At 71.4% G+C, this 22,024-nt stretch carries 23 protein-coding genes; 13 read left to right on the forward strand and 10 right to left on the reverse strand.

What is annotated here, in order from left to right; translation table 11 throughout:
* Positions 1-54 precede the first annotated feature (54 nt).
* A complete protein-coding gene (locus NL114_RS07940) occupies positions 55-786 on the forward strand; it encodes a CPBP family intramembrane glutamic endopeptidase (protein ID WP_254824252.1) in 732 nt (243 codons plus the stop codon).
* Between the two features lie 18 nt (positions 787-804).
* Here the strand turns inward: NL114_RS07940 and NL114_RS07945 are convergent, their stop codons facing one another.
* The 3 genes from NL114_RS07945 to NL114_RS07955 all read right to left on the reverse strand — a co-directional run bounded on the left by NL114_RS07945 (position 805) and on the right by NL114_RS07955 (position 2,729).
* Positions 805-1,065, reverse strand: a complete 261-nt coding sequence (locus NL114_RS07945) for a DUF2249 domain-containing protein (RefSeq protein WP_254824253.1) — start codon at positions 1,063-1,065, stop codon at positions 805-807.
* Between the two features lie 55 nt (positions 1,066-1,120).
* A complete protein-coding gene (locus tag NL114_RS07950) occupies positions 1,121-1,435 on the reverse strand; it encodes a hypothetical protein (RefSeq protein WP_254824254.1) in 315 nt (104 codons plus the stop codon).
* A 148-nt stretch (positions 1,436-1,583) separates the two neighbouring features.
* Positions 1,584-2,729 (reverse strand): TIGR04053 family radical SAM/SPASM domain-containing protein, encoded by a 1,146-nt coding sequence (locus NL114_RS07955; RefSeq protein WP_254824255.1) that lies wholly within the window; start codon positions 2,727-2,729, stop codon positions 1,584-1,586.
* A gap of 115 nt (positions 2,730-2,844) precedes the next feature.
* Between NL114_RS07955 and NL114_RS07960 the strand changes: the two genes are divergently transcribed.
* Complete coding sequence (locus NL114_RS07960) at positions 2,845-3,507, forward strand: helix-turn-helix domain-containing protein (protein WP_254824256.1); 663 nt, start codon at positions 2,845-2,847, stop codon at positions 3,505-3,507.
* A 65-nt stretch (positions 3,508-3,572) separates the two neighbouring features.
* On the opposite strand, the gene NL114_RS07965 is transcribed toward NL114_RS07960, so the two are convergent.
* Entirely contained in the window at positions 3,573-3,914 is a 342-nt protein-coding gene (locus tag NL114_RS07965; RefSeq protein ID WP_254824257.1) for a CGCGG family putative rSAM-modified RiPP protein, read from the reverse strand.
* Entirely contained in the window at positions 3,911-4,162 is a 252-nt protein-coding gene (locus NL114_RS07970) for a DUF2249 domain-containing protein (RefSeq protein WP_254824258.1), read from the reverse strand. The genes NL114_RS07965 and NL114_RS07970 overlap by 4 nt, the downstream gene beginning before the upstream one ends.
* Positions 4,163-4,498: 336 nt before the next feature.
* Here NL114_RS07970 and NL114_RS07975 point away from each other — a divergent pair, with 336 nt between their 5' ends.
* Entirely contained in the window at positions 4,499-5,020 is a 522-nt protein-coding gene (locus NL114_RS07975; RefSeq protein ID WP_254824259.1) for a GNAT family N-acetyltransferase, read from the forward strand.
* A 44-nt stretch (positions 5,021-5,064) separates the two neighbouring features.
* Here the strand turns inward: NL114_RS07975 and NL114_RS07980 are convergent, their stop codons facing one another.
* Together NL114_RS07980 and NL114_RS07985 are read right to left on the reverse strand one after the other, a co-directional pair.
* Complete coding sequence (locus NL114_RS07980; RefSeq protein WP_254824260.1) at positions 5,065-6,264, reverse strand: TIGR04347 family pseudo-SAM/SPASM protein; 1,200 nt, start codon at positions 6,262-6,264, stop codon at positions 5,065-5,067.
* Positions 6,261-6,572 carry an Htur_1727 family rSAM-partnered candidate RiPP gene (locus tag NL114_RS07985; RefSeq protein WP_254824261.1) on the reverse strand — a complete coding sequence of 104 codons (312 nt, stop codon included), beginning with the start codon at positions 6,570-6,572 and terminating at the stop codon, positions 6,261-6,263. Before NL114_RS07985 ends, NL114_RS07980 begins: the two co-directional genes overlap by 4 nt.
* A 204-nt stretch (positions 6,573-6,776) precedes the next feature.
* Between NL114_RS07985 and NL114_RS07990 the strand changes: the two genes are divergently transcribed.
* A complete protein-coding gene (locus NL114_RS07990; protein WP_254824262.1) occupies positions 6,777-7,286 on the forward strand; it encodes a hypothetical protein in 510 nt (169 codons plus the stop codon).
* A gap of 95 nt (positions 7,287-7,381) precedes the next feature.
* On the opposite strand, the gene NL114_RS07995 is transcribed toward NL114_RS07990, so the two are convergent.
* Entirely contained in the window at positions 7,382-8,548 is a 1,167-nt protein-coding gene (locus tag NL114_RS07995; RefSeq protein ID WP_254824263.1) for an RNA ligase, read from the reverse strand.
* 135 nt (positions 8,549-8,683) lie between these two features.
* On the opposite strand from NL114_RS07995, the gene NL114_RS08000 reads away from it, so the two are divergent.
* Entirely contained in the window at positions 8,684-9,358 is a 675-nt protein-coding gene (locus NL114_RS08000; protein WP_254824264.1) for an RNA ligase partner protein, read from the forward strand.
* 63 nt (positions 9,359-9,421) lie between these two features.
* On the opposite strand, the gene trpB is transcribed toward NL114_RS08000, so the two are convergent.
* Positions 9,422-10,588: a tryptophan synthase subunit beta gene (gene trpB, locus NL114_RS08005; protein WP_254824265.1), complete on the reverse strand. Its 1,167-nt coding sequence runs from the start codon at positions 10,586-10,588 to the stop codon at positions 9,422-9,424.
* A 393-nt stretch (positions 10,589-10,981) separates the two neighbouring features.
* Between trpB and NL114_RS08010 the strand changes: the two genes are divergently transcribed.
* The 4 genes from NL114_RS08010 (at position 10,982) to NL114_RS08025 (ending at position 14,045) form a co-directional block, all read left to right on the forward strand.
* The gene (locus NL114_RS08010) at positions 10,982-11,686 is read left to right on the forward strand and encodes a hypothetical protein (protein ID WP_254824266.1); all 705 of its coding nucleotides are present in this window, start codon (positions 10,982-10,984) and stop codon (positions 11,684-11,686) included.
* A 179-nt stretch (positions 11,687-11,865) separates the two neighbouring features.
* Positions 11,866-12,168, forward strand: a complete 303-nt coding sequence (locus NL114_RS08015) for a hypothetical protein (RefSeq protein ID WP_254824267.1) — start codon at positions 11,866-11,868, stop codon at positions 12,166-12,168.
* Positions 12,169-12,238: 70 nt separating this feature from the next.
* Positions 12,239-12,658 (forward strand): dCTP deaminase/dUTPase family protein, encoded by a 420-nt coding sequence (locus tag NL114_RS08020; protein WP_254824268.1) that lies wholly within the window; start codon positions 12,239-12,241, stop codon positions 12,656-12,658.
* Between the two features lie 46 nt (positions 12,659-12,704).
* Complete coding sequence (locus tag NL114_RS08025; protein WP_254824269.1) at positions 12,705-14,045, forward strand: hypothetical protein; 1,341 nt, start codon at positions 12,705-12,707, stop codon at positions 14,043-14,045.
* A gap of 65 nt (positions 14,046-14,110) precedes the next feature.
* Here NL114_RS08025 and NL114_RS08030 read toward each other — a convergent pair whose 3' ends face one another.
* Complete coding sequence (locus NL114_RS08030) at positions 14,111-16,201, reverse strand: hypothetical protein (protein ID WP_254824270.1); 2,091 nt, start codon at positions 16,199-16,201, stop codon at positions 14,111-14,113.
* Between the two features lie 99 nt (positions 16,202-16,300).
* Between NL114_RS08030 and mutL the strand changes: the two genes are divergently transcribed.
* The 4 genes from mutL to NL114_RS08050 all read left to right on the forward strand — a co-directional run bounded on the left by mutL (position 16,301) and on the right by NL114_RS08050 (position 21,956).
* The gene (gene mutL, locus NL114_RS08035; RefSeq protein ID WP_254824271.1) at positions 16,301-18,607 is read left to right on the forward strand and encodes a DNA mismatch repair endonuclease MutL; all 2,307 of its coding nucleotides are present in this window, start codon (positions 16,301-16,303) and stop codon (positions 18,605-18,607) included.
* Positions 18,608-18,888: 281 nt separating this feature from the next.
* Positions 18,889-19,842: a PfkB family carbohydrate kinase gene (locus NL114_RS08040; protein WP_254824272.1), complete on the forward strand. Its 954-nt coding sequence runs from the start codon at positions 18,889-18,891 to the stop codon at positions 19,840-19,842.
* A 177-nt stretch (positions 19,843-20,019) separates the two neighbouring features.
* A complete protein-coding gene (locus tag NL114_RS08045) occupies positions 20,020-21,321 on the forward strand; it encodes a PGF-CTERM sorting domain-containing protein (RefSeq protein ID WP_254824273.1) in 1,302 nt (433 codons plus the stop codon).
* A gap of 155 nt (positions 21,322-21,476) precedes the next feature.
* A complete protein-coding gene (locus NL114_RS08050) occupies positions 21,477-21,956 on the forward strand; it encodes an RNA-binding protein (RefSeq protein WP_254824274.1) in 480 nt (159 codons plus the stop codon).
* Positions 21,957-22,024 lie beyond the last annotated feature (68 nt).

Here is a 22,024-nt window from a genome sequence, read left to right on the forward strand (position 1 = left end):
ACTCCCCACGACAGCCGGCACCGGATTCTTCATCTCGGTCGCCGAAGTGCGAGCATGCCCGCCGCATCGGCGACCCCCTCGCCAGCGCCCGACCAGCGCTCCGTCTGGTGGTACGCTGGTGGCGCCGTGGCTCTCACCGTCCTCGGCGTCCTGATGTCGACCCTCCTCTCGCTCCCGGCCGTCCTCCTCGGGGCGGTGACCCCGGAGACGTTCGTCCTCTCGGTCGTGCTGGGAGAGGCGGGCTTCGTGGCCGCGGCCGCCTTCTTCGTCCTCATCACGGACCGCGGGATGACGTACTTCGACCGTGGGCTGCCGAGCGCGTGGGGGGTGGTAGCTGCCGTCACCCTCGGCGCGTTCGCCTTCCGGACCGTCGTGGTGGCCGGCGCGGTGGCGCTCGGCCTCGACCCCTCGCCCCCGTCGCTGGTCGACACGCCCATCCCGGTCGAGACGCTGCTGGCGGTGATGATTCCGGCGTCGCTCCTCGTCGTCGGTCCTGCCGAGGAGTTGCTGTTCCGCGGGACCATCCAGAAGTACCTCCGCGAGCGGTTCTCGGCGACCGGCGCCATCCTCGGTGCCGGCGTCCTGTTCGCGCTGGTCCACGTTCCGACGCTCGTGGTGGCCTCGGGACCGAGCGCGGCGCTCTCGCTCGGCGTCATCCTCCTCGTCGGCCTCTCCTTTGGCTGGCTCTACGAGCGGACCGGCTCGGTGGTCGCGGCGATGGTCGCCCACGGCGGCTACAACGCCCTCATCTTCGGGAGCGGCCTGCTGTTGACGCGGCTGGTGTGAGCGGGCGTCGCCTCCGACTCACTTCCAGATGGCCGTCACCGCCACGTCGTCGGCCGTGACGGTCTCGAACCGGTAGCCGCGGTCGTCCAGCTTCGGGTAGAGGTGTTGCGGTGCGCGGTCGTTGAACTGTACGAGGACCGTCTCGTCCGGGAGGTCGACGAGCCGCTCCAGCGTCTCCTTCAGCGGCGTCGGCGGGCCCGCCTCGACGTGGTCGAGCCGCTCTCGCGGCCGGTCGGTCGGTGCGTGCTCGAACTCCGGCAGTCGCCTGGCGCGTGACATATCCGGGAACAGGCAGCCACACCTCCTCGCGGTTGCCCCGAACGTGTTCGGGAGGTCAGTCGACCACGTACGACTGGTACTCGCCCCGCGTCCGCACGTCCACGAAGCGGTGCCGACGGCCCTCGCCGGCGGTGCCCATCGCCGACGGGTCCGGACCGTCCGAGTCGTACACCTCGTTGGCGCCCCGGAGGCCGTGGGCCGCGAGTTGCTCGCGGATGCCGTCGGGCAGCTCCGCATCCGGCTCGACCGTCACCACCAGCACCCGGTCGGTGAAGCTCTTGGCCAGCCACGCGTCCGCGACCACCGGCTCCTCGGCCACGTCGGCGGCCAGCTCGCGCAGGTCGGCGCCACGGTCGGTCATCGTGGTCATCACGCGAACGGTCGCCGGCCACCGGCGAAGACATCATCCCGAATATATTCGGGAGGGCGACCGAACAGGACCGAGAATCAGAAATATTTCGAGAGATATCGCGATATGCTCCGATATATTCGCTTGCCACTCGAATTACAATCGAGAGTCAATCTCCACTGGCGAAATCGACACTCTCGTGTTCGGGACCGGGCAGCGGCCCGTCGTAGCCCTCGGGCACGTAGGAGCAGAGCGGGTCGCTGGCGAGCGGGTCGCCGGTGTGGGCGTAGGCGCGCGACCGGCTCCCCCCACAGACGCCGCGGAACTCGCAGGCCCCGCACTTCCCGGAGAGCGCGTCGCGGTCGCGCAGGCGCCGGAACAGCTCGGACTCGCGGTAGATGTCGACGACGGACTCCTCACGGACGGTGCCCGCGGATTCGGGGAGGAAGCCGGACGGGTAGACCTCGCCGACGTGGCTGACGAACGCGAAGCCGTCGCCGGCGACGATGCCGGTCCGGCGCTCCATCGCCCCGTTCGGGGTGGTGGGCGGGGTCTGCCTGTCCGACTCGCCGACGCGCTCGCGCAGCCGCTGTATCGCGACCCGCCGGTAGGACGGCGCCTCCGTCGTCTTCACCGCGAACGGGGCGTCGTCGTTCACGTCGTGGAGCCAGTTCATCACGCGCTCGGCGCGCTCGGGCGAGATGGAATCCAGGGCCGTGCCCCGGCCGACCGGGACGAGGAAGAACACCGACCAGAGCACCGCCCCCAGCTCGCGCACCAGCTCGCGGATGGCCGGCAGCTGGTCGACGGTCTGGGCACAGACGGTGGTGTTGACCTGGAGCGGGAGGCCGAGCTCGCGCGCGTGCTCGGCCGCGCGGACGGTCGTCTCGAAGCTCCCCGCCTCACCCCGGAAGGCGTCGTGGCTCGCGGCGTCGCCGCCGTCCAGGCTGAGTGCGAGCCGCTGGAGCCCGCGCCCGTGGAGGATGGCCAGCATCTCGCGGTCGAGCCCGTCGGTGCCCGACGGCGTGAGCGTCATCCGGCAGCCGGCGTTGGTCCCGTACCGGACGAGTTCGGGGATGTCCGGGCGTTTCATCGGGTCGCCCCCGGAGAGGACGACGAGCTGGTCGTCGCCGTCCGCCCCGAAGCGACCCGCCTCGTCGAGCAGTGCCTTCCCCTCCCCGGTCGACAGCTCCTGCGGGTGGCGCTCGGGCGTCGCGTCCGCCCGGCAGTGGTCACAGGCCAGGTCACACGCCTGCGTCACCTCCCAGACGAGGACGAACGGGCGACGGTCGGTGTCGAGGTCGGTCGGTCGCATGGGGGCGGGTACGGACCGGTCCCTACCAACGGTGCGGACAAGTCCCACACACTGGGAACCGGGGGTGAGATGTCGGGCGCCGGGTTGAACAGGGTCGGGGTCCACGGTCCGAGCAATGCCCCACGCCGAGCTGACGGTCACACTGCCGCCGGCGGTCTGGATCGGTGCAGTCTCCCGGGAGTTCCCGGACGCGACGTTCCGGGTGCTGTCCGCGGTCCCGCGCGACGAGGACGGGTTCGGGCTGGTCGATGTCCGGACCGACGACCCCGACGGCGTCCTCGCGTGGATGCGTGACGCGCCGGCGGTGACGGCGGTCGAGCCCATCCGGCAGGAGGCCGACGGTGTCGTCATCCAGTTCGAGACCTCGCAGCCGCTGTTGCTCGCGTCGGTGCAGGCATCCGGCGTGCCGCTCTCGCTCCCCGTCGAGATCAGCGACGGCCAGGCACACCTGGAGCTGACGGCCTCGCGCGACCGCATCGCCGCGCTCGGCGAGGCGTTCGACGACCTCGGTGTCACCTACTCGCTCGACCGGCTGTACGAGTCCGTCGAGGCCGCCGCACCCCTGACCGAGAAGCAGCGCGAGACCCTGCTCGCCGCGCTGGAGCATGGATACTACGACACGCCGCGGACGGCCACCCTCTCCGAGCTGGCCGACGAGCTGGAGATGGCGAACTCGACGCTGAGCGAGCTCCTCCACCGGGCCGAGGAGTCGGTGATCAAGGCGTTCGTCGCCGACCGGCTCGACACGGACCTCGACGTGGAGCCGCCAGGCACGTAGCCACTAACCTCCGACCGACCCTTCGACTGATTCTCCAGCCGGCCCTCCGGTCGACCCTCCGACCGTCACTCCCGGACGTGGACCCGGGTGACGAAGCCGCCACAGCCACACCGCTCGACGAACTCGTAGTCGAGGTCACGGGCGTCCAGCTCGGCGTAGAGGTAGCCCTCGGGATGGCCGTGGTCGCCGTGCGTGACGAGGTTGACGTGGTGACCGGGCGCGGTCCGTTCGACCGCCAGCAGCGCCGCGCGGACGAGGCGGTCGCGGTCGTCGGCGTGGACCGGCTGCTCCAGATTGACGGACCAGGAGCCGTCGTGGTCCTCGGCGAGCGCGGGGTCCGCGGGGTCGACGACGACGGCATCGTCCGGGTCGACCGCGTCGAGGTCGTGTGCGCGGTCGGCGCTCATCCCTCCACCTCCTCGGCCGGGAGCTTCGGAAGCGTCGCGACGAACTCCTCGATACCGCGGCGCTCCACCTCGTAGCCGTCGGCGTCGAACGACTCGACCTCGGCCTGGAACTCGTAGAACAGCGGTTGCGGGTCGTGGTCGTTGACGATGGTCAGCGCCTCGCCCGGCGGGACCTCGGTGAACGCCTCGTGGATGCGGTCGTGGCGCTCGGACGGCGGCAGGTCGCGGATGTCGAGTTCGGTGCTCATGACATCCCGAACTCCGACGGCCAGCGGCCTGGGCCTTCGCCCGAAGATGTTCGGGGGCGGGGCGTCGGCGACCCCGGGTCCGCGGGCGCTGCTCGGCTCGCCGCCCCGTTCGCACACTCGGTACACTGCCCTTCCGTTCCGGGGAGTTGTTTACACTATCGGGTAATAATCCACATATCTGCTTACGCTGTTTAATCCGAAGGTCATTTCAGTTGACGGTCCCTATACGGGTGTAGTGATGGCTTCCCTGAGACCCCCCGTTGCGCGGGCCGCGTGGCGTGCCCCCAGCGGCGCACAGCCGGGCACAGGTGCGGCGCGAGACTCGGGGTGGGTAGCATGATCGAAGGGCGCCGTGCCCCGTCGTCGGGCGGTCGATGGGGTCCGTCGGTTCGCGAGGCGTTCGAGGACGAGTACGGCCGGGAGATACGGTTCCGACCGTACGAGCCGAGCGACCGCGACGCGCTCGTCGGGATGTACGAGTCGTTCGACCCGGCCCAGCGCGCCCAGGGGATTCCCCCGGTCCGGACGGACAGCATCGAGTCGTGGCTCGACAGCGTGCTGGACGGTCCCTCCGTCCTGGCCTGGCACGGGGACCGTGTCGTCGGACACGTCGTGTTCGTCCCCGACGGGGACGGGAGCCACGAACTCGCGATATTCGTCCACCAGGCATATCAGGAAGCCGGCGTCGGCTCGCGGCTCCTCGATGCGGGCCTCGACCACGCGCGCGAGCAGGGTGTCGCGTACGTCTGGTTGCTGGTCACCTGGGGGAACACGCGAGCGCGCGGCCTCTACGAGAAGTCGGGGTTCACCGTCGACGACCCGACCGGCAGCGACCTCCGGATGTCGAAACGGCTCTGACAGTCTTCTACGGCTCCCCCCATTCGCCTCCCGTCCGCCGGCGCTCAGTCGGCCGTCCCGCCGTCGCCCGCCGGTGTGCCGGCGCCGCGTTCGGCCGGCGTGAGATAGCACTGCGGGTCCGTCGCTGCGATGTCGCCGGTCACGGTCAGCGCACGTAGCCGTGAGGCCCCGCGGCAGATGTCGGCGTACGCACACGACCGGCACTGCTCGCCGAGGCTGTCGGGGCGGTCGCGCAGACGGCCCAGCAGGGGGTTCGACTCGTCGTCCCAGATGGCGCCGAACGGACGGTCGCGCACGTTGCCGAGACTGTAGGACTGCCAGAACTGCGTCGCGTGGACGTTCCCCAGGTAGTCGATGTCCGCGACGCGCTCGCCGGCCGGGTCGCCGCCGTTGCGCTCGAGATGGCGCCGGACCCGGCGGGCGCGCTCCTCGCCGAACGCCTCGCGCGCGTACTCGACGAGGTACGCGGCGTCACAGTAGTTGCCCACCAGGAGCGTCTCGATGCCGGCGCCAGAGTGGTACTCGCGGGTCAACTCGACCAGCTCCGTGATGGCCTCGCGCCGGCGCTCGGGGGTGAGATCAGCCTCGGGAACCCCACGGCCGCCGTAGGCGAGGTGGTAGAAGCAGAAGCGGTCGACGCCCACGTCGGTCAGCAGGTCGACCACGTCGGCGATGTCGTCGACGGTCTGCTCGGTGACGGTGTAGCGGAGGCCCGTCTTCAGGCCGGCGTCGAGGCAGGCCTCGATGCCCCGGACCGCGGCGTCGAAGGCGCCCGCCTCCCCCCGGAAGGCGTCGTTCGTCTCGCGGCCGCCGTCGACGGAGATACCGGCGTACGCGAGGCCGGCGTCCCGCAACTCGCGGGCCCGTTCGCGGGTCAGCAGCGTCCCGTTGGTCGAGAGGACGGGTCGCAGGCCGGCATCGCTCGCGTGCGCGACGAGTTCGGGCAGGTCATCGCGGACCAGCGGCTCGCCGCCGGAGAACAGGACGACCGGGACGCCGTAGTCGGCGAGCTCGTCGAGTAGCGCCTTCCCCTCCGCTGTGGTGAGTTCGCCGGGCGCCGAGCCGCAGTCGGCGCCGGCGTAGCAGTGCGCACACGAGAGGTTGCACTGCTTGGTCGTGTTCCAGACGACGACCGGGCGTTGCTGGCGGCGCTCGCGGATCTGCTCGGCGTCGGAGTCGGCGCCGTACCGGAGCCCGTCGCCCGCCGCGTCGAGATCGTAGAGGAGTTTGCTGATCGATATCACGCCCGTTCACCCCCGTCCCCGGCCGCGCGGTAGTCGCTCCCGAGGTCGCGCTCGGTGAACCGGGCAATCTCGGGCGCCGGACAGCACCAGAGCGTCGTCGCCTCCGGGAACAGTCCCGTCGCGCGTTCGTGGGCGGCCTCGGGGCCAGGCGCCGTCACGCTCCCGGCGTGGCGGAGCGGCTCGGTCGGCGATTCGCGCAGGAACAGCTCCCACTCCGGTTCACCGTCCGACCGCGGGGCGTCGACGGCGGTCCACTCCCCCTTCGAGCGAGACCTCCCGTCCGGCGCCGCGTCACCTTCGTCCGTCATCGCACGGGAGGAGGGGCCGAACCCACCTTGATGGTGCCACCGGCTCCCACCATATGGGAACGCGCCCCAGCCTCGCGAGGCCGCCGACCAGCGGCGATATCGGGTGGCTTCCGAGAACCGAACCACCGTATTTCGACGGTCGTACCACCGGGTTTCGACGGTTCGACCAGAACGACTAATCACGGGAGCACGCACCGCCGGAGCATGGCACCCGACGACCCCACACGAGGCATCGACCGTCGAACACTCCTCCGCCGCGGGGCCGGCGCCGTCGCCGCGACCACCGCCGTCCCGGCGCTCGCGGGGACCGCCGCCGCACACTTCCCGGACGAGATCGACATCGACGTGCTCCCGGGCCAGGCGCCGAACGTGGTCGACGCCGACGCCGACCGGTTCGTCTCGGTCCGGGTCTCGCCGAACGACGAGTTCGACCCCCATCAGGAGTTCGCAGGCCCCCACCGGGACCACGCCCACTACCGGTTCGGCTACATGGCCGAGGACCGCCACGGCGTCCGGCCACGCTGGAGCATCATGACCGACGAGGACGACCCGGGCGTGGTGCTGATCTTCCCGCTCGGAGGGACCGGCTTCCCCGACGGCGAACACGAGGCGACCCTGAAGTGGGAGCGCGAGGTCGGTGGACATCACGGCCTCTCCGGCACGGACACCGTCGTCGTCGAGAACGGGCCCGTCGGAAGCGGGAACGGGAACTGAACGCCGCCCAGTTCCCCGCCCCGACCGTTCACCGACTGCCGGATTCGACTGGAAACGGGGGGTGGCTGCGAGGGGCGGGCCGCCCGCCGCCCGGCTCACTCGTCGTACGTCCCGCCCTCCAGGTAGTACTCGACGCGGTCGCGGGTCGCCGCGGCGGCCTTGACGAACTCGACGACCCGCTCGCCGTCCTCCCAGCGGTCGTCGGTTATCTCCACCGAGAGCCCCTGCTGGCCGAGGTGGTACAGCAACGCCTCGACGGTATCCGGGTCGCCGCGAACGGTGTGGCGCTCGCCGACCGGTTCGTCGGACGCCACGTCGTGGATGGTCTCGACGAACGGGAGGAGTATCGACTCCCCGAGGTCGTGGGCCCGCTCGCGGACCCGCTCGTCGTCCTCGTCGAACTCGGCGGCCTGGAACGCCTCGCGGACGATGCGCGAGAAGACGAAGTCCTGCCCCAGATCGAACGGGAGCGAGAAGGCGTACGCCAGTTCGTCGTGGTGCTGTGCCTCGGTCGTGTACTTCACCATCGAGCGGCCGTCGGCGGCCTTCAGCACGACGCCCTCGCGGCCGGCCGCGTCGAGGTCGGCGATGGCCTCGCGGACCACCTCGACGGCGGCGGCCGGCTCCGCGCTGCCGAACAGCCGCGGCTGGGCGAAGCCGTACCGGTCGCAGAGGTCGCGGCGCTCGGCGACCGGCAGCGGCACGCCGGCGGCGCGCTCGCGGACGCCGAAGACGCGGAACGCGTTCGTCTCGATGCCGTCGTAGTCGTGAGTCGTGTACGGCGTCTCGGGGCCGACGAGTTCGGCACACAGCATCCGCCCGGGGTGGTCGTCGAAGAAGGCCGCCGTCTCCAGCCGCTCGCGGGCCAGCGCGGTCGTGTACGGGCAGACGTGCCCGCCGCGCGTGAACGCGAGGACCGTCGTCCCGTCGGCAGCCTCGGCGTCACCATTCGCCTCATCAGCCGTGTCCACGCGGACGATGCGGACGTTGAACCCGTCGAGTTTCTCCTCGACGTGGATGGTCTCGTCGGGGTCGAACACGGACCGGAGGCCGGCGTCGAGCGCGAGGACCCGCGCGACGCTCGGATAGCCCCGGACGACGGTGCCGTCCCCGAGCACGACGGTCCCGCGCTCGACGCCGTGTCGGGTGTCCGACAGCGCGTGGTACGTCCGCCCCTCGAACTCGCGCTCGCGGAAGTGCTCGAACAGCTCCGCGGGCTCGTCGGCGGTCGAGTCCAGCCGGTCGAACCACGCTTCGTCCATGTCCCAGGGGAGGCCACAGCCGCTGAAAAGTAACGGGGGTGGTTCCCAGGGGGCGTGGGACGACCGACCGCAGGCCGCCCGGAGCACCCCTGGGGCGGGGTGATACCTTTGTACACCGGCCCGCAACCCCCAGGTATGCCCGGCGACCTCCCGCGCCAGCAGTTCGTCCTCGATACGTCGCTGTTCATCACGGAGGAGATCCGCGAGGACGAGGAGTCGCTGGAGGACGCGGTGCTCCGGCTGCTGGACCTGGTGGCGACCGCACGGCTCGAGCTGAACATCTCCTGTTACATGCCGCCCTCCATCCACGACGAGCTGACGACGATGCTCCGTGACCGCGAGGTGAGCGAGGAGGTGTTCGAGCGGCTCGACACCTGGGTCGTCCGCAAGAGTCCGGACCGCTATGGGGTCACCATCCCGGCGGACATCGTCTACGAGTTCATCGACGAGATGTCCGGGCGCGTCGACCGCGGGCTGCGGGTGAGCGAGGAGGCGCTCCGCGAGGTCGAACAGCTCGACCCCGACGCGCTGGCGGCCGAGGGCAACGACTACGTGACCGAGGCCGACCGCATCCTCTCGAAGATGCGCGACAAGTACCGCCGGGCGCTCCGCCAGGGGGTGCTGGACTCGCGCGAGGACTTCGACCTGCTCATCCTCGCTCGCGAACTCGACGCCGGTGTCGTGACCGAGGACCGCGGCATCGTCAGCTGGGCCGACGAGTTCGGTCTGCGCTACGTCCGGGGCGGGCGCTTCCCGACGCTGCTGGAGGAGTACCTCCGGGCGACCGGTGCCGATGGGGAGGCCGAGTGACGGGCCGGAACGGGGAGCCCGGCTCCGGGGGTGCTCGTCGACGGGCCCGTTGGCCCGTCCCGCCTAGCTCAGATCGAAGTACTCCGCGGCCGTCTGCATGTCCTTGTCCCCGCGGCCACAGAGGTTGACCAGGAGCGTGTCGTGGCGGTCCTCCTCGGCCAGTTTGCAGGCGAGCGCGATGGCGTGGCTCGGCTCCAGGGCGGGGATGATGCCCTCGGATTCGCTGAGTTCGCGGAACGCGGCCATCGCCTCGTCGTCGGTGATGCCGTGGTACTCGGCGCGGCCCAGCTCCTGTAGTGCGGCGTGTTCGGGGCCCACGGCAGGATAGTCCAGCCCCGCGGAGACGGAGTGGTTCTCCGTCTCTTCGTCGATGACGCGGGTCTTCATCCCCTGGAACACCTGGGGTTCCTCGCGCTCGGTGGCCGAGAGCGGTGCGGAGTGCTGCCCGGAATCGAGTCCCTTCCCGGCGGGCTCGGCGCCGTAGAAGGCCACGTCGTCGTCCTTGAACGCGTGGAACAGGCCGATGGCGTTGGAGCCGCCGCCGACGCAGGCCACGCAGGCGTCGGGCAGGTCGCCGTGCAGTTCCTGGACCTGCTCGCGGGCCTCGCGGCCGATGACCGACTGGAAATGCCGCACCATCCGCGGGAACGGGTCCGGCCCGACGGCGCTGCCGACGAGGTAGTGGGTCTCGGCGGTGTTCTCGACGAGGTCCTCCATCGCGGCGTCGACGGCCTCGGCGAGCCCCTCGTTGCCGCGCTCGACCGGCTCGACGTCGGCGCCCATCAGCCGCATCCGGAACACGTTCATCTCCTGGCGCTGCATGTCGTGGCGACCCATGTAGACCGTCGTGTCCATATCGAGGAGGGCGCCGACCATCGCCGTCGCGGTGCCGTGCTGGCCAGCGCCGGTCTCGGCGATGAGGCGCTCCTTGCCCGCCCGCTTCGCGAGCAGGGCCTGCCCGAGCGTGTTGTTGAGCTTGTGGGCGCCGCCGTGGAGCAGGTCCTCGTGCTTGAAGTAGATGTTCGCGTCGTAGCGCTCGCTGAGCGTCTCCGCGTGGAAGACGGGTGTCGGCCGGCCGCCGAAATGCTCCAGCAGGTACTCGAACTCCTGCTGGAACTCCTCGTCCTCTTTCAGCTGGTCGAACGCGCCCGCGAGTTCGGCGAGCGGCTCCTCCAGCGGCTCCGGGACGTGTCGACCGCCGTACCCCTCGAACGTGCCTGGGTCTGCCATACAGCGGGGGCGAGCGCACGGATGTAAAACCTACTGCCATCGGTAGTATCGTTCGCGCGGGCGCCCACACGTGTCACATCACGTCGGGGTGGTGATTACGGCCTCGGGGGGCCATCACGGCTCCCGTGCCCGTCCACGTGAGGGTCTGACACCCTCGTTCCGCGTGCTCGACCTTCTGGATAAACACCCCGGTCTATTCGGGCAACAGCGCTACCGCCCCGGAGACGCACGTACGAGGTGAGTGCGGGGACCCGTCTCCGCCCGGGGCGCCAAGGCGGGGCCACCGGTACCGTCCTCCCCTGTAACCTGCTCTGACATTCGTTGGTCCTCTCTGGTAACGAATGGTTTCTATACCCAAACTTTATATGCGTCCGTGACATAGGATGGAGTACAATGGCAGACAGCAATTCCCCGTTCGGTATCGCGTTCGAGGCACAGCGCAGTGCGATCCGGACCGCCCAGGACGGTATCCACACGGCCGTCAACATCCAGCGCGACGTGAACGAGGCCTTCGTCGACTCCATCGAGCCGACCCGCGAGGTCTCCGAGAGCGGCGCCGACCTCGCCCGCTCCGGCGTGGAGGCCTACCTCGACGCCATCGAGGCGGCGCTCCCGAGCGACCAGGAGGTCGTCGGTGACCTCCGCGAGAGCATCGACGAGCAGCTCGACACCCTCGCCGAGAACCGCGAGGAGGCCGCCGACCAGCTGGAGGAGAACGTCCGCGACGGCGCCGACTCCGTCGACGAGTTCCTCGACGACTTCCTCGGGAACCTCGACGAGCAGGTCGACTCCCTCCTTGAGTCCAGCGAGGACCTCGAGGACCAGACCGTCGAGGCCCTGGAGGAGCTCCAGGACCAGATCGAGGAGCTGCAGGACGAGATCGAGTCCCGCGGCGACGAGTTCGAGGAGCAGGTCGCCGACCAGCTCGACGGCTTCCAGGAGAACTTCGAGGACGGCGCCGGCCAGCTGAGCGAGTCCATCGAGGACGCGACCGAGCAGCTCGAGGACGCCGCCGACGACCTGCAGCAGCAGGTCGACGAGGTCTCCGAGGACATCCAGAGCCAGGTCGACGACGTCTCCGAGGACGTCAGCGCCTGAACTCCGACACACGCTCCCACCTTCCCCTTCCTTCCCTGACTGCCGGGCACTCCGCCCGGCGTCGCTCCCACGCCCCAGCGGTCGCGCCGCCCGCGGGTCCAGCTGCTGTGCCGGGCGGCCCCCCGCCGTTCCGCACCGCCAGCCGTGACCTTTCTGTCCCCGCCCCCGCAGGACCGGGTATGAGCGACGACCCGGAGCGCGACCCGGAGGCGCCCCTCGAGGAGTGGAAGGAATCGATGCAGGACGAACACGAGCGGGCCATCGCCGAGCCCGACCCAGATGCCGACCATGATGTCGAGGGGGTCGTCCAGGTGAGCTACCGCGTCGGCTACGACTACGACCCCGACGAGGGGCTGGTCGTGGTCGAGGACGAGCAGGTCGACGAGCGCGGGGAGCCCGAGCTGCTGGGCTGTTCCTGTGGCGTCCGCGGGATGACCCGCGAGGAGGCCCGCGAGCACCTCGCGGCCGCGCGGGAGGACTGAGGGGGACCGGGCCGTCCCGCATCCTGCGGCCGCCCCGACGCTTTTTCGACGGCCGGCCGAACGCCCGCTCATGTCACTCGCCGACCACCTCACCGGCATCGTCCACGAACCGACCCAGACCGAGGGCGTGGGGTTCGACCTCACCGTCGACGCCGTCCACGCGGTCACCGCCCCCGGCGCCGTCGACTTCGTTGGCGGGGAACTCGAACCGGTCGAGACGACGCCGCTGGAGACGGTGAAGAACGACCCCGACGACGATTACGGCTGGTGGACGCTCTCGCCCGGGACGTACCTGGTCGAGTACAACGAGTCGCTGGACACGGACGAGCCGCTCGTCCTCCAGCCACGGGACGCGCTGGTCGAGCGGGGCGCCAGCCATCCCACGATGCACGTGACGGCCCTGCCACGCGTGCCGCTCTCGGTGCCCGAGGCGGGCCTGCACCTGAAGGAGAACGCGCGGGTGTCGACGCTGGTCGCGCCGGACGCGTAGCCGCCCCCCGACAAAGCACTTATCGGGCGACGGTCACCCATCCGCCATGCGTGGCCCGGCCGCCGTCGCGGTAGCGCTCGCGGTTGCACTTCTCGCGGGAGCGGTGCTCGGGCCGGCCGCGGCCAGTTCCCCGCCACGGCCCGTCTGTCCCGCCTGCGGCACGCTGTTCGAGCGGACGGCCGCCGACCATGGCGTCGACGTGACCGTCCACGAGAGCACGGCGCTCGTACAGGTCCACGGGAACGGCAGCGCCACCTGGACGATCTGCAACCGGCTGAACGCCACGGACGGCTTCCGTGAGGATCCGGACGCGCTCGACGCGACGGCTCGCGGGCTCGCCGACCGGGAGTACGGTCCGCCCCGGGACGCGACCCTTCGCGCCGCCCGGCCCCAGGGTGACACCGCCGTCGTCGTCCTGCACGACCCGGATGCCGCCGAGCGTCACGCGGGCCTGCTCGTCGTCGACTACCTCCACACCGGCGGTGACGGCACCGGAATCCGGCTCAACGCCGACCGGTTCTCGATTCGCGGGCCATCCGGGACGGTCGTCACGAACACGCCCGCGAGCGGCAGCGTGAACGGGTCGACGGTGACGTGGACCGGCTCCGTCGCCGGCCCCGGGTACGTGGGGCCGTCCCTCGACGGGTCGCCGTACGTCGCCTTCGGGGCGCCGTCCGACCGGGGACTCCGGACGGCCGCCGCACTCGCGCTCGCGACGCTCCCCATCGTCGTCGGGGCGCTCGGGCGGTTCGTCCTCGGTCAGACGCTTCTGTTCGCCGGCACCCTCGCGGTCGTGGCAGCCGCCGCCCACGGTCACGAGTTCGAGCGCGGTCCGGTGGCCTACGGTAGCGTGTTGGCTGCTGTCGGCGCCGCGGGCGCACTGCTCCCCGGCCTCGCGAACGGTCCAGGCTGGGTGTCGGTTCCCGCGCTCGCGGCCGTCGGCATCGGTCTCGCGGCGACACATCCGGCCGTCAGGGGGCGACAGTGGACGCCGGGACGCCTCGCGGCAGGCGCCGGCGTCGTTCTGGTGCTCGCCTCGGCCGTACTGTTCGCGCTCGAACACGCCATCGACGCGTACGACCCGTTCCGCGCGACGGCCCGGTCGCTCGGCCTGGCGCTCCCGTTCGCCGCGTGTCTGCCGCTCGGAGCCGCACTCCGTGGCAGCCGCCGAGAGATACTGGTCTGGGGCGGCGTCGCCGTCCTCGCGTTCGTCGTCACGACGCTGACGCTCGTGAACCCGGCCGACCCGCCCACGGGCCTCGGTGGCGGCCTCCTGCTGGTGTTCCTGTACGGCTTCGCCGTCGCGTTCCCGGTGCTGGGCTCGCTCGTCCTCGCGACCGGGTGGGCGCTGGTGTCTCGGGAACCAGGGTCCCCTTGGACAGCGTAGTGGGCGGGTATGTTGCGTATCCTGCTGTCGACCGGGACGTCCCCCGTCCGGCCCCGTCCCTCGTCTCACAGCTTCTCGGCATCGAGCGCCTGCTCCGTCCGGCGCTGGAGCTGCGAGAGTCGGCGGTCGACGGCGTTCGCGGTCGCCCCGGGGACGTTCCCCCGGGCCGACGACAGCGCCTCGCCCACCCGGTCGAGCCGCGTCGCGACGGCCTGGAGCTGCCGGTCGGCGCCCTGCCCGTCGCCCTGCTCGGCGCGTTCCAGCGCTCTGACCGCCGACCGTCGGACCGCGTCCAGCGCGGTCGCCAGCCCGCCAGCCGGTCCGGACGGTATGGTCCGGTTCCCGCCGCCCTGCCGGTCGTCATCGCCGTCCGAACTCCCATCGTCCCCGTCGGCCGCGTCGATGACCGCGGCGCGGGTCTCGCCGGAGAGCGACCCGAGGAACCCCGCCAGCGAGGCCTTCCCCGTCCGGGGACGGTCGACGGTCACCGGTTCGTCCGCGTCCGGGTCGGGGTCGGGGTCGGGGTTGACCCGGAACGCGCCGACCTCGTCGTCGGCGTCCCGGACCTCGGCGGTGTAGGCCCCGTCGCGGTGGACGTAGACGGCGTCGCGGCCGTCCAGCCGGCTGTCGTAGATGCGGCCGCCGAAGTCGTCCTCGACGGCGGCCCGCCGGAGGTCGTCGTCGGTCCCCTCCGTGTCGATGCGGAGCTTCCGTGCGTCCTCGTTGGCGACCATCGCGACCGTCCCATCGGCGCCCGCCGCGGTCGGCCCGTCGGCTTCGACGCGCTCGCTGTGGGGGGCGCGCCCGGCGCCGTTGACGGTCAGCCGGTGCTCGCCCGCGGGCACGTCCGCGACGATGGCGCCCTGGAAGGAGGGGACGGCGACGGGGTCGCTCTCGACGAGGGCGATGGATTCGACGGTCGGTTCCTCGGTCGTCACGCCCTCTCCCTCGGGGGCGTCACTGTCGGGGGTCACGTCCCGGACGGCGGCGACCAGCCGGGCCGCCGGGCCGCCCTCGCCGATGGCGTCGTAGCGCTCGGCCAGTGTCGCCCGGTGGTTGGGGTCGCTGATATCCGTCGCCGGGTTCCGGTAGCGGGACTGCTTCCACGGCGTGGCGGTGGCGGTGAGGTGGCTCGCGACGGCGTCCTCCACGAAGCCGGGCACGGCGAACTCGAAGCTCAGCTGTGGCCCGACGAAGGCGTCGATGTCCTCGGCCTCGGCCGTCGGCACGAGGTCGTACGTCGCATCGCCCTCGGGACCGAGCGCCAGGCCCGACCGCCGCTCGGGAAGCTCGGATGGCGGACTCGCCAGCTCCGTGAACGACCGGACGGTGAGCTCCGGTGGGGCGAGATGCCGTCGCTCGAACGCCGGCAGCTCAGGGTGCTCGTACACCGGTGCGTCGTCCAGTTCGGGGATGGCGTACGGCAGCCGGAACCCCTCGTCGCGGGGGAGTCCGTAGGCGACCGGGAGCTCCGCCAGTGCCTCGACCACGCCCAGGGTGGCGTTGGTCACGTCCGCGGCAGCCTCGCCCAGCGGCAGTCGCTGGAAGCTGTCGGCCAGCTCGTTCAGCGAGAGCGCGCTGGAGTGTGACCCCAGCTCCGAGAGGACCCGCGGCCGGCGCCCGGGGTCGATGAACTCGTTGTTGGGGACCGACCGCGAGTGCGCGCTCGCCACGTACAGCTGTGCTGTGTCCGTTTCGCCGTCGACGAAGACGTGGAGGGCCTCCCAGTCGTGCCAGTGGAAGTTGGTCGTGAACTGGTCGAACGCCGAGTACCACCAGAACTGGACCACCTCCAGCGGGGAGTCCCGGTAGCGCCGGCCGTTGTAGAACACCGTCGGTGCGGGGGGCGCGTCGGGCTCGTACGCCGCCAGATAGCCGTTCACCGCGTCGAACCCGGTGACGACCCGCTCGCCGTCCCGGTCGGTCGCGTACGGCCGGGGGTCGGTCGGGAACCAGGTCTCGTCGGCGTCGAACTGGAGCGTGGGGGCGAACCGTTCGGCCAGTTCGCCCGCCCGCTCCTCGCCCAGCGCCTCGGTCGCCGCCGTCGAGCCGCCGTCGCCGTTCCCGCCGAGCATCGAACAGCCCGCCAGCGTGCCGGCGCCGCCCGCGCCGGCGGCCGCGAGCAGGTCCCGCCGGGTCAGCGTATCACGCTCCATGTCTCCCGTTCTCGCGGGAGCGGTATGCACTTACTGGCCGGCCCCGTGGTGCCTCCGACCGTAACGACCACCTTTCCCCCCACCTTTCCCCCGTCAACAGTGCCCGAGATCCACGAACTCGACGCGGCGACGGTGGACCGCATCGCGGCCGGCGAGGTCGTCGAGCGACCCGCCAGTGCGGTGAAAGAGCTGGTCGAGAACGCCATCGACGCCGACGCTTCCCGCGTCGAGGTGGCCGTCGAGGCCGGCGGCAGCGACGGCATCCGGGTCTCGGACGACGGCGTCGGGATGACCCGCGAGGCGGTCGAGCGCGCGGTCCGCGAGCACACCACCTCGAAGATACGGGACGTCTCCGACCTCGAATCCGGCGTCGGGACGCTCGGCTTCCGCGGCGAGGCGCTCCACGCCATCGGCGCCGTCTCGCGGTTGACCGTCCGCACGCGCCCGCGGAGCGACCGCGACGACCTCGCCGACGACGCGGCCGAGACGGGCACGGAACTCGTCGTCGAGGGCGGCGAGGTCACGAGCGTCGAGCGCGTTGGCTGTCCGGAGGGGACGACCGTCGAGGTGGCGGACCTGTTCTACAACGTCCCCGCGCGCCGGAAGTACCTCAAGCGCGACGCCACCGAGTTCGCCCACGTCAACCGCGTCGTCGCGGGCTACGCGCTCGCGAACCCGGGGGTGGCGGTCTCGCTGACCCACGACGGCCGCGAGACGTTCGCCACGCCCGGGCAGGGCGACCTGCGCGGCGCGATGCTCGCGGTGTACGGCCGCGAGGTCGCCGAGGGCACGGTGCTGGTCGGTGGGGGCGGCGCGGACCCGACGAGCGATGCCGCGCGGGCGGCTGCCCGTCCCGACGATGCCCCGGCCGACGCCGACCCGGACGGCCCGCTCGACGGCATCTGTGGCCTCGTCAGCGACGCCGAGACGACCCGCTCCGGTCGCGAGTACCTCAACGTCTACGTCAACGGCCGCTGGGTCACCGCCCGCGCCGTCCGCGAGGCCATCGTGGAGGCGTACGGTGGACAGCTCGCGGGCGACCGCTATCCGTTCGCGGCCCTCTTCCTGTCGCTGCCCGCCGACGAGGTTGACGTGAACGTCCACCCGCGCAAGCGCGAGGTCCGGTTCGCCGACGAGGAGGGCGTCCGCCGGCAGGTCAAGCGCGCCGTGCGCTCGGCGCTGCTGGAGGCGGGACTCGTCCGCTCGTCGGCGCCGCGCGGGCGCTCCCAGCCCGAACAGACGGAGATCAGCCCGGAGCGCGCCGTGCTGGAGTCGGACTCGCTGGCGGGGACCGGCGACGAGCCACGCCGTGTCGACGACGGCCGCTGGGTGGCCGAGGAGACCGACACGGCGCCCGACCCGGGCGTTCAGGACCCCGGCCCGGACGCGGCCGAGCGGGAGGCCCGGACCGACACCGACCCCGGTCGCTGGCGCGTCGCCGAGAGCGACGGCATCGCGCCGACCGCCGCGCCCGACGTGGACGAGTCCGGTGACAGCTCGGCGGGCTCCGGGTCCGCGGCCTCCACGACCGGCGTCGGTCCCGGTGGCCGGACGGGGGCGGCGACTCCCGACGAGGACCGCAGCGAGGAGGCCGCTGCCGGTGCCCGGACCGCACCCGGTGCGGGCGCGGGGCCGGACGCCAGCGCGCCCGTGAGGGGCACCGCTTCGGGTGGAACGGGACCGACCGACGAGGGCCACGACCCGCACCGACGCTTCCGCGGTGCGACCGAGCAGCGGACGCTCGGTGGCGAGGCCGTCGACCGCTCGTTCGCGTTCGACCGGCTCCCCGGGATGCGGGTGCTCGGCCAGCTCTCGGAGACGTACCTCGCGGCCGAGACCGACGACGGCCTCGTCCTGGTCGACCAGCACGCCGCCGACGAGCGGGTCAACTACGAGGCGCTCCGCGAGCAGTTCCTCGACGGGCCCGTCACGACGCAGACGCTCGCGGAACCGGTCTCCGTGGCCGTCACGAGCGAGGAGGCCGAACTCGTCCGCGAGCGCGGCGCGGCGCTCGAACGCCTGGGCCTGTCGGTCGCGCTCGCGGACGAGGGGGACGGGGACGCGAGCCGGGTCGTCCGTGTCTCGGCGGTCCCGGCCGTTCTCGCCGACGCGATGGACCCCGACCTCGTCCGGGACCTGCTGGCCGACCTCGCCGCCGGCGACCCGGACGCGACCGTGACCGAGCGCGTCGATGCACTGCTGGGCGACATGGCCTGCTACCCCGCCATCAAGGGTAACGAGTCGCTCCGCGAGGGGACCGTGGTCTCGTTGCTGGAGGCGCTCGACGGCTGCGAGAACCCGTACGCGTGCCCGCACGGGCGCCCGACGCTCGTGGAGTTCGACTTCGGGGAGATCGAGGACCGCTTCGAGCGGGACTACCCCGGGCACTCCCATCGTCGGGCGTAGGGTGACGATGGTGCCCGTGGCTGGGTAGCCGAGGCTGCAACCGGGGTGGCCTCTTGTGCCTCCGGCGAGTGCGATGACCACCGACTGGCGACTGGAGGGCGGCAGTCGGGAACTGGCGGCTCTCGGCGAGCCTCAGTGTGTGTACGTTCGTCACCCCGCCGCCGGACGAGCCGGTCTGACCAGCCGGCGACGCGGCACCGGCGGCGGCGACCCGAGTCTGCCAGTGGCGACACACGCGACCGACCGCCCCAACTAAACCACCCGGGCGCCTTCCGCCGGGCATGACCGAACTCGTGACGTTCGGGGAGACCGGGCTCCGGCTCTCCGCGACTCCCGGCGAGCGGCTCGAGACGGCCGACCGGCTCCGCGTGCGCGCGGCCGGGCCGGAGAGCAACGCTGCGGTGGCCGCTCGCCGGACCGGGGTGGCGGCGACGTGGCTCTCGCGGCTGCCCGACACGCCGCTGGGCCACCGCGTGGCCGACGAACTCCGGGGGTACGATATCGATGTCGTCGTCGAGTGGGTCGACGCGGGCACCGAGGCCGACCGCGTGGGGCTGACGTTCGAGGAGCGCGCAGGCCCACCCCGCGGCGATGCGGCCGTCAACGACCACGCGGGCGCGGCGATGGCCGGCGTCTCGATGGACGACGTGCCGGTCTCGCGTGTCGAGGCCGCCGATGTCGCGTACACGACCGGCGCGACGCCGGCGCTCTCCCCCCGCGCCGCGACCGCGACCGCACGCTACCTCAAGGCCGCGAGCGACGGGGGTGCGACCACCGCCCTCGACATCGCCTACCGGCCGGACCGCTGGGACGGGCCGGACGCGGCCTGCGAGACGCTGACGGAGTTCTTCCCGGCCGTGGACGTGCTCCTGACCAGCGAGGCGGACGCCGAGACGGTGCTCGACGAGGACGGTCAGCCCGCGGCCGCGGCGAACGCGCTCGCGGCCGAGCACGGGTTCGACACGGTCGTGGTCTACGGGGCGCGGGGTGCGACCGCGCTCCACGACGGGACCGTCCACGCGGTCGATGCCGTCGAGGCGGAGACCCGTGACGACGCCGGCGCGGCCGACGCGTTCGCGGGGGCCTTCTGCGCGGAACTGGCCGCGACCGACGACGTGGAGGCGGCGCTCCGGACGGGCGTCGTGACGGCCGCGCTCGCGCGGACCGTCGAGGGGAGCGTCCCGGCGGTCCGCCGGGACGAGATCGACCGACTCCTGGCGACGCTCGACGACTGACGGACGGTCCGCCCCGGCAGTTAACTGTCTGTTCAAATATACGATCGCTGCGTCGCATGCGGCCATCGGAACGAAATAGCACTTCAAAGGCCCGCTTATGGCTGCATTGGGGAGTGATATACGTTCGCAAGAATAGCCAGCAAGCTTATACATGGAACGACGAAACGGCTGGCTGTCATGAACTGGAAAGCACTCGTGGTCGCGGCCACACTGGTCGTCTCCGCCGTTGGGGCGCCGATGGCGGCCGCCGCGACGACGGATGCGGCCGGTCAGCAGGCGTCCGGCGATGTACAGAGCGGTACGTACGTCTCGTTCGAGACGGCTGACAGCGCGGTCGTGGACTACACGGTCAACGGGAAGACGGTCGTCGACCGGCTGAGCGTCCAGTCCACGTCCGAGGCGCGGTCCGGGGCCAGCGGTGGGCTCGGGGTCAGCGTCTCGGGGTCGGCCTTCGCCGGTGCGGGCCTGGACGTCGCGAGCACGTTCAGCGCCGACGCCAGCACGAGCGCCACCATCCAGTCCGAGAGCGGCGCGGAGCTCGTCGCCCACGACAACGACCGCGGTATCGTGGTCGTGAAGGCGAACGGCGAGAGCCACGTCGCCCGGTTCAACACCACCAGCGACTCCAGCGCGGCCCAGGAGTCCGAGAAGCGCGCCGTCGTCACGAAGGAGGACGGCACCACCGCGACGGTCATCGTCGTCGGCGAGGGTAACGTGACCGTCTCGGACAGCGGCAACGTCACGGCCCGGACTGCCGAGGACGGCCGTGTCGTCTACCGGCAGTACGAGGGCGAGCGCAACGACTCGGAGAAGCAGCAGGAGCGCATGATCGAGAACGGCACCGCGGTCGCCGAGGTGTACGTGCAGGCTGCCGGTGACGCCGCGAGCGACGCCGGCGACGACGGCGACAGCACGCCGACGGACACCGCGACGGCAACGGCGACGCCGACCGAGGAGCCCAGCGAGGAGGCCAAAGAGCACAGTGCCGACGTCGTCCGCTACAGCGAGGACACGACGGTCGAGGTGACCGAGAACGCCGCCGGCACGTTCAACGCGACGGTCGAGCGGGCCGAGAGCGAAGGGAAGGTCGTCATCATGAGCGTCTCGGAGGCCGCCTTCGAGAACGCGGAGAACGCCGAGGTCTACGTCGACGGTGAGGCGGCGGTCGAGGCCTCGTCGTACGCGGCGGTCGAGAGCGCCGCGAACGGCGGCGAGACCTCGAAGTATCTCGTCCGGTCTTCGAGCAGCGCGCAGGCCTCGACGGACGTGGTGGTCGGTATCAACCACTTCTCCGCCCGCGAGGTCTCGATGCAGGACGCGGATGCGGACACCAGCGAGGGGTCCACCGCGACCGACGGCGGTAGCGACGACGAGGGCGGTGCCAACGCCACCGAGAGCGGTGGCCAGCCCGGCTTCGGCGCCGGCATCGCGGTGGTCGCACTCGTCGGTGCGGCCCTGTTCGCCCGCCGCCAGCGGTAGCGAGTAGCGAACGGACGGGCGCTACGCCCGTCTCGGTATCTCGGCTCCCGGCTCTCTCCGACGCCCCGTTTCTCCCGTTTTCGCGCCTGGCAGTGGGACACTGCCGTCGGCGCGGGACTGCCACATTTATCGGGGTCCCGTGCCGAGCGTGGGGCATGGACGTGAAGTCACGCCACCATCTCCGGGGTGACGAGATCGACGAGATCGTCGACCACATCGCGGACCGCCTCGGCGTCACCGTCGAGGGCGACGCCTGGGAGGATGTCGAGTTCGTCGACGACGACCGCCGTGTCGTGCTCGTCGACGGAGAGCCGGCGGTCGCCTTCTACGACGAGGAGCCGTTCCTGACCGTACAGGGCGCCAACCGGTTCCCGCCCGAATCGCGCATCGTCACCGTCGACGCGGGCGCTGTCTCGTTCGTCTCCGACGGCGCGAACGTGATGCGCCCCGGCATCGTCGAGGCCGACGACGCCATCGACCCCGGCGACCTCGTCGTCATCGCCGAGGAGACCCACGGGAAGGTGCTGGCGGTCGGGCGGGCCGACGTGCCCGGCGACGAGATGGCCGGTGACAGCGGGAAGGTCGTCGACTCGCTGCATCACGTCGGCGACGACCTGTTCGAATTCTCGGTGTAGTGGCTGTATAATCCGACAATTCCTTTGGTTATGTCGATAATGGCCGAATAGATATAATATCCGACTAC

Origin of the sequence: Haloglomus halophilum, assembly GCF_024298885.1 — an archaeon.
Lineage (GTDB): Archaea > Halobacteriota > Halobacteria > Halobacteriales > Haloarculaceae > Haloglomus > Haloglomus halophilum.

Excerpts from the sequence above, each read along its gene's own strand:
- NL114_RS08020 (WP_254824268.1), top strand. The coding sequence starts at position 12,239 with ATGTCACTCGCCGACCACCTCACCGGCATCGTCCACGAACCGACCCAG.
- NL114_RS07955 (WP_254824255.1), bottom strand. The coding sequence starts at position 2,729 with ATGCGACCGACCGACCTCGACACCGACCGTCGCCCGTTCGTCCTCGTC.
- NL114_RS07970 (WP_254824258.1), bottom strand. The coding sequence starts at position 4,162 with ATGAGCACCGAACTCGACATCCGCGACCTGCCGCCGTCCGAGCGCCAC.
- NL114_RS07960 (WP_254824256.1), top strand. The coding sequence starts at position 2,845 with ATGCCCCACGCCGAGCTGACGGTCACACTGCCGCCGGCGGTCTGGATC.
- NL114_RS07945 (WP_254824253.1), bottom strand. The coding sequence starts at position 1,065 with ATGTCACGCGCCAGGCGACTGCCGGAGTTCGAGCACGCACCGACCGAC.
- NL114_RS07950 (WP_254824254.1), bottom strand. The coding sequence starts at position 1,435 with ATGACCACGATGACCGACCGTGGCGCCGACCTGCGCGAGCTGGCCGCC.
- NL114_RS08000 (WP_254824264.1), top strand. The coding sequence starts at position 8,684 with ATGCCCGGCGACCTCCCGCGCCAGCAGTTCGTCCTCGATACGTCGCTG.
- NL114_RS07940 (WP_254824252.1), top strand. The coding sequence starts at position 55 with ATGCCCGCCGCATCGGCGACCCCCTCGCCAGCGCCCGACCAGCGCTCC.
- NL114_RS07985 (WP_254824261.1), bottom strand. The coding sequence starts at position 6,572 with ATGACGGACGAAGGTGACGCGGCGCCGGACGGGAGGTCTCGCTCGAAG.
- trpB (WP_254824265.1), bottom strand. The coding sequence starts at position 10,588 with ATGGCAGACCCAGGCACGTTCGAGGGGTACGGCGGTCGACACGTCCCG.
- NL114_RS08025 (WP_254824269.1), top strand. The coding sequence starts at position 12,705 with ATGCGTGGCCCGGCCGCCGTCGCGGTAGCGCTCGCGGTTGCACTTCTC.
- NL114_RS08050 (WP_254824274.1), top strand. The coding sequence starts at position 21,477 with ATGGACGTGAAGTCACGCCACCATCTCCGGGGTGACGAGATCGACGAG.
- NL114_RS08010 (WP_254824266.1), top strand. The coding sequence starts at position 10,982 with ATGGCAGACAGCAATTCCCCGTTCGGTATCGCGTTCGAGGCACAGCGC.
- NL114_RS08015 (WP_254824267.1), top strand. The coding sequence starts at position 11,866 with ATGAGCGACGACCCGGAGCGCGACCCGGAGGCGCCCCTCGAGGAGTGG.
- NL114_RS07995 (WP_254824263.1), bottom strand. The coding sequence starts at position 8,548 with ATGGACGAAGCGTGGTTCGACCGGCTGGACTCGACCGCCGACGAGCCC.
- NL114_RS08045 (WP_254824273.1), top strand. The coding sequence starts at position 20,020 with ATGAACTGGAAAGCACTCGTGGTCGCGGCCACACTGGTCGTCTCCGCC.
- NL114_RS07975 (WP_254824259.1), top strand. The coding sequence starts at position 4,499 with ATGATCGAAGGGCGCCGTGCCCCGTCGTCGGGCGGTCGATGGGGTCCG.
- NL114_RS08030 (WP_254824270.1), bottom strand. The coding sequence starts at position 16,201 with ATGGAGCGTGATACGCTGACCCGGCGGGACCTGCTCGCGGCCGCCGGC.
- NL114_RS08040 (WP_254824272.1), top strand. The coding sequence starts at position 18,889 with ATGACCGAACTCGTGACGTTCGGGGAGACCGGGCTCCGGCTCTCCGCG.
- NL114_RS07965 (WP_254824257.1), bottom strand. The coding sequence starts at position 3,914 with ATGAGCGCCGACCGCGCACACGACCTCGACGCGGTCGACCCGGACGAT.
- NL114_RS07990 (WP_254824262.1), top strand. The coding sequence starts at position 6,777 with ATGGCACCCGACGACCCCACACGAGGCATCGACCGTCGAACACTCCTC.